Raw genomic sequence first — 4,110 nt, forward strand, 5'->3', positions numbered from 1 at the left:
TGACAGTATAGCTGGTCGCGTCTGATCGCTAAATAGATCTTGGCGCATTCCGGACAGCGTCGAATGTAGTCTCCCGACTGGGCCAGGAGGTGTACAAAGCGGTACTCAAACTCCTTGGCCTTGCGTTTCGCGCTCACGAAGATTGTTCCGGCCTCGTCAGAGCCCTCGCCTGGCGATACCACGACCAGTGTCATCTGCGGAAAGTTGAAGGCGGTGTATCCTTCATGCCAGTAGAGTTCTAATTGTTCCAGGACTGTGGCCTGAATGTCCTGGGCTTCTTTGCGACTGGGAATCGTCTGATAGTTCTTCGCGTTGGGTACCCCTTCCACGCTCCAGCCGCTTTCGGGGGCCACCATGCCACCGTATCGGTCCCCCGTCTCGTCGACAAAGGCCGCCACTTCAAACGCCACCAACGTCCATTCGGTTGGTGTCAGGGCCTCTAGTTCCATCTGCAGGAACTTAAGCACCCATCCGACGGCGCCATCCGGCATCGAGCGGATACGTTCAATCGCTTTCTGGTACTCCTGTTGGAAGTCCTGCTCGGCTTTCCCCTGTGCGCTCATGCCTTCCGCTCCTTTTTCATGCCGAACCCTCTCAATTTTCCTGATCCCAACACCACTGAAAAAAGTGTCGTCCTGAAGAGCCGTCTCCACCTGAATTTGTTTGGCAAGTGTACCTCCTCACTGCTAATGGCTGTCAAGAGTCGTCACGCTTAAAAATAAATAAGCGTGACTCTTCACAGCCATTCTTTCAAGGAAGTGTCCGATGGTCAGTACAAAATTGATCACTATTCGAGAAGCGGCCAATCGCTTAGGGCTGAAGGAAAGCACGATCAGGAAATACATCCTGAAGCGGCAGATTGCCTATGTGAAGCCGTCGGTGCGCGCCGTACGGATTCCCATTGAAGAACTGGAACGGATTCTGGCTGCCGGCCTGAGGCCGGTCATTCCTCAAGCGGAAGGTGCCCGATGAGCCGCTGGAAGGAGTTCCGACGGGAGCCCGTCGCCGGGGAATGGACCAGGAAGCAGAAACGGGGCTATCACCGGGTGCGGTCGCTGCTCTGGTTCTGGGAGTGCCATCAGTTCCAAGTGCTGTGGGTCACGCTTTCTACGGCAGAAGGAGGAGACGCGGAAAAGCTGACGTATCACCACAAGCAACTGCGCCAACGGATCGAACGCCAGCTGGGATTTCAAGGCCTGGAGTATTACCAGGTCAGGACAGAAGAAGGGCATGGCGTGCTCCATATCTTCTGGGCCTGGCGGGTGCCGAATGGGGAACGCGCCCGGCGATTCTGGATCTCTCAGGAATGGCTGTCATCACAGTGGCAGGCCCTCCACGGGGCTCCCGTGGTGTGGATCAAGGCCTATCAGCCCAGCCATCGCTCCCGGAATCGTCTGAGCCGCTATGTGATTAGCCAATATGTCCAGGATCAATGCGGCTACGTGAATATGTGCTGGTCCTGGAAGCGCTCGCTTGGGTTTCCAATTAGCCGACTGTGGGAAGAGATGCGGCATCAATGGGTCAGCCGGAACGTCTATCGCCGGATCAGAGGCGAGATCGAAATCCCGCGCATCGTCTTTATCAAGACCTGGGAGGATCTGCTCTCGGGGCATCCGATTTGGTTTAGCGGCACCATTCTGCAACTCGTCCTGGGGAAGGGGCTGGTCTATCAGGAGGTTTGAGAATGATCTGGCATCGATGCGATCTGAAGCTGCCGAGTCTCTTTGGTCCCGCCTGTTGCGGACGGGAAGCGACCACGTACGATCGTGCACGGAAAGCCTGGCTCTGTCCTGAACATACGAAGGAGCGGCTCTGCGAGTTCTGCCAATTCGAACGAGCATGGATGCGATTCTGTTATACGGAGAACGACGCGATGTGCGAGATCTGGCTTTGTGTGGAGTGTGCGGGACTTACGGGGCGCCGGTGAGGTAATCAATCAATCTGTCCCTGTCACCCGCCCACTATCTTCTACGGGTGAGAGGGAAGCATGCTCCTTCCATCGTAAGGCGGCGATGCGTCAGCTTGGCCGCCATTCTGGTCGATTGATGCTTACAACAGCGGGAAGAGGGAAGGGATACTTAAACCATGCGGAGAATTAAACGCAAAGATTCCGCCCAACGAGACCGCCCGGCCGTTCCGGACCACTGGACCGGACGGCCGGGGGGATCGGGGGCGCAGCCCCCGCTTCACTTGATTCATATGGTCAAAGTAGGACCGCGGGCAAGACGTACCTTGAAGGCCTTGATGTCGAACGCATGTATATACATGGTTGTGATCTTCTTGATCTTTCTGGGCGGAGCAGGCATTCTGGAAGAGCCTCAAAACAATGATTCAGCGAGGCTCTGCTGAGTTTTCAGTTTGAGGGGACTTATTGGCTTGTGCTCCTCCCTGATTCGAAGGTGATCGATTGGCGTTGACCAAAGAAGTGATCACCCCCAGCATCATTCTGATTCTATTATTACTTAATACAGTCGGGTGCAGATTCGGGTATCAGCCTCTTGGTTTGCGAGGTGGTTACTCCGAAACGGAGATTGATGACAGCACTATAGTGGTGCGGTACAACGCTCCATCTGGCTTCCTGCAGTATCCGGCAGAATTCACAAGAGAACAGCATATTCAGTTTTTTGTGCTTTACCGCTGTGCTGAATTAACAGTGCTTAAAGGTCGCGATTATTTTGTGGTGATCGATTCAACAATTCCGATCCAAGTTGCCAATTCTTATAGCCAACCAATTTCCCATCGAGTAGTGCATGTGACCTCTGCAGGAGCGGTGGTCGGTGCTATCGGGAGAGGATTCCCGCGATCTCGAAATGTGCCGACGGTTGACACGGACATGCAAGAAATTACGATTCGAATGTTTAATGGAGAAAGGCCCGCCACGAATTCTTTGGCGTACGACGCTAGGGAACTGCTAAAGGCACTTCCGCTTAAGAACAATGCGCTCGCAGCCGCTGTGACTGACCGAAAGCACTAGTTAGATGCGAACCTCATGCATTCGGACACTATCTTTCTCTTCTCTTGTAATGCTGGCATGCCTCTTCGAGGGATGCATGGAGTTTGGACGATTGGATTACACGCGACCAATAACTGCTGGCATCAATAGTGCCGAGCCCATACACAATTTCCAGTATCCTGAGGTATTTCCTGTTCCGGTGGAGGCTCCCAATCTAGAGTTGGCAGTAGCGCCCCGCGCCGATTCCACAACCTATCTGTTCTGCCCCTTTCCGTGTCCTTTGCCACTCATTCCATGGCTTCCAGGAATTATAGATTCTTGGTTGAGGCCTACTGACTACGAACCAGATCAGCCGCTTTGGCTCGAGGTTTGGATTATTCCTACTGGCGGGGAGGTTTCTATTGATACGCGCAAAATTACCTTGCGGACTTTCGAGGGAAAGGAATTAGCCCCCGCCGGTCAAGAAGGACCAAGCATCCTGGTTGCTCGAGAAACAGATAGGCACAGCAGCTTGTCCAACTCATCACACTCCTGTTCTCTCCTTCCCCGTTTGGGAAGTCAGGACCTTCGGGGGCAAGTCTCAGAACGGGAGATCATTATTACCAAGCCAGCTTGTCTTCGCCTAGCGTTTCGCCTCTCCGCCGTGCCCTCTAGGTCCTACTTCTTGCAGGTCGGTGGACTCAGCCGGGAAGGAGTTCCCATTACGATGTCTCCGATCCAATTCGAAAGAACGACTCGAAAAGCGCTGTGGAGACTTTTCTAGACTTCCAGGTGCCGTCGAATATGGTCCTGGGAATGGTTCTCCATTCTGCTGCAATGGTTTACTTCGAAGCTGAAACTGGACAGGGTCTGGCTATAAAGGTCGCGGAGGCGTATCGTGTATCGACTCAAGACCGTGTTCGTCTTCGAGGAAAATCTCGTCACGGGTTTGGGTCAAGAATGCGGGTATGCCCCCATCACCACTGATCCTTATCGGTTGAAGGTAAAACCTTTGTTCTATAAGGAGAAAATATCCATTTGCCTTCCCTGATCGCTGTCAGTCTCTAGGGTACTTTTTACGTCGTCTTGGTCAATGGTCTCGTTTCTTAGGGAAGGTGCGATTGTGTTGACAGATGATTGACTTGTACGACAAATGGCGTACAATGTGAAACATGAGG

At 53.3% G+C, this 4,110-nt stretch carries 4 protein-coding genes; 3 read left to right on the top strand and 1 reads right to left on the bottom strand.

The window, feature by feature from the left end:
• On the bottom strand, window positions 1–563 hold a 563-nt coding region (locus KF784_19750), incomplete at its 3' end, for a hypothetical protein (GenBank protein ID MBX3121296.1).
• A gap of 202 nt (window positions 564–765) precedes the next feature.
• Between KF784_19750 and KF784_19755 the strand changes: the two genes are divergently transcribed.
• The 3 genes from KF784_19755 (at window position 766) to KF784_19765 (ending at window position 2,974) form a co-directional block, all read left to right on the top strand.
• Window positions 766–972: a helix-turn-helix domain-containing protein gene (locus KF784_19755; GenBank protein MBX3121297.1), complete on the top strand. Its 207-nt coding sequence runs from the start codon at window positions 766–768 to the stop codon at window positions 970–972.
• Window positions 969–1,682 carry a hypothetical protein gene (locus KF784_19760; protein ID MBX3121298.1) on the top strand — a complete coding sequence of 238 codons (714 nt, stop codon included), beginning with the start codon at window positions 969–971 and terminating at the stop codon, window positions 1,680–1,682. The genes KF784_19755 and KF784_19760 overlap by 4 nt, the downstream gene beginning before the upstream one ends.
• Before the next feature lie 725 nt (window positions 1,683–2,407).
• Window positions 2,408–2,974 (top strand): hypothetical protein, encoded by a 567-nt coding sequence (locus KF784_19765; GenBank protein ID MBX3121299.1) that lies wholly within the window; start codon window positions 2,408–2,410, stop codon window positions 2,972–2,974.
• The last annotated feature ends 1,136 nt before the right edge of the window (window positions 2,975–4,110 follow it).

The organism is Fimbriimonadaceae bacterium (assembly GCA_019638775.1).
Lineage (GTDB): Bacteria > Armatimonadota > Fimbriimonadia > Fimbriimonadales > Fimbriimonadaceae > JAHBTD01.

Bases quoted from the DNA above. Each gene is read 5' to 3' on its own strand.
- KF784_19755 (MBX3121297.1), top strand. From the start codon at position 766: ATGGTCAGTACAAAATTGATCACTATTCGAGAAGCGGCCAATCGCTTA.
- KF784_19760 (MBX3121298.1), top strand. From the start codon at position 969: ATGAGCCGCTGGAAGGAGTTCCGACGGGAGCCCGTCGCCGGGGAATGG.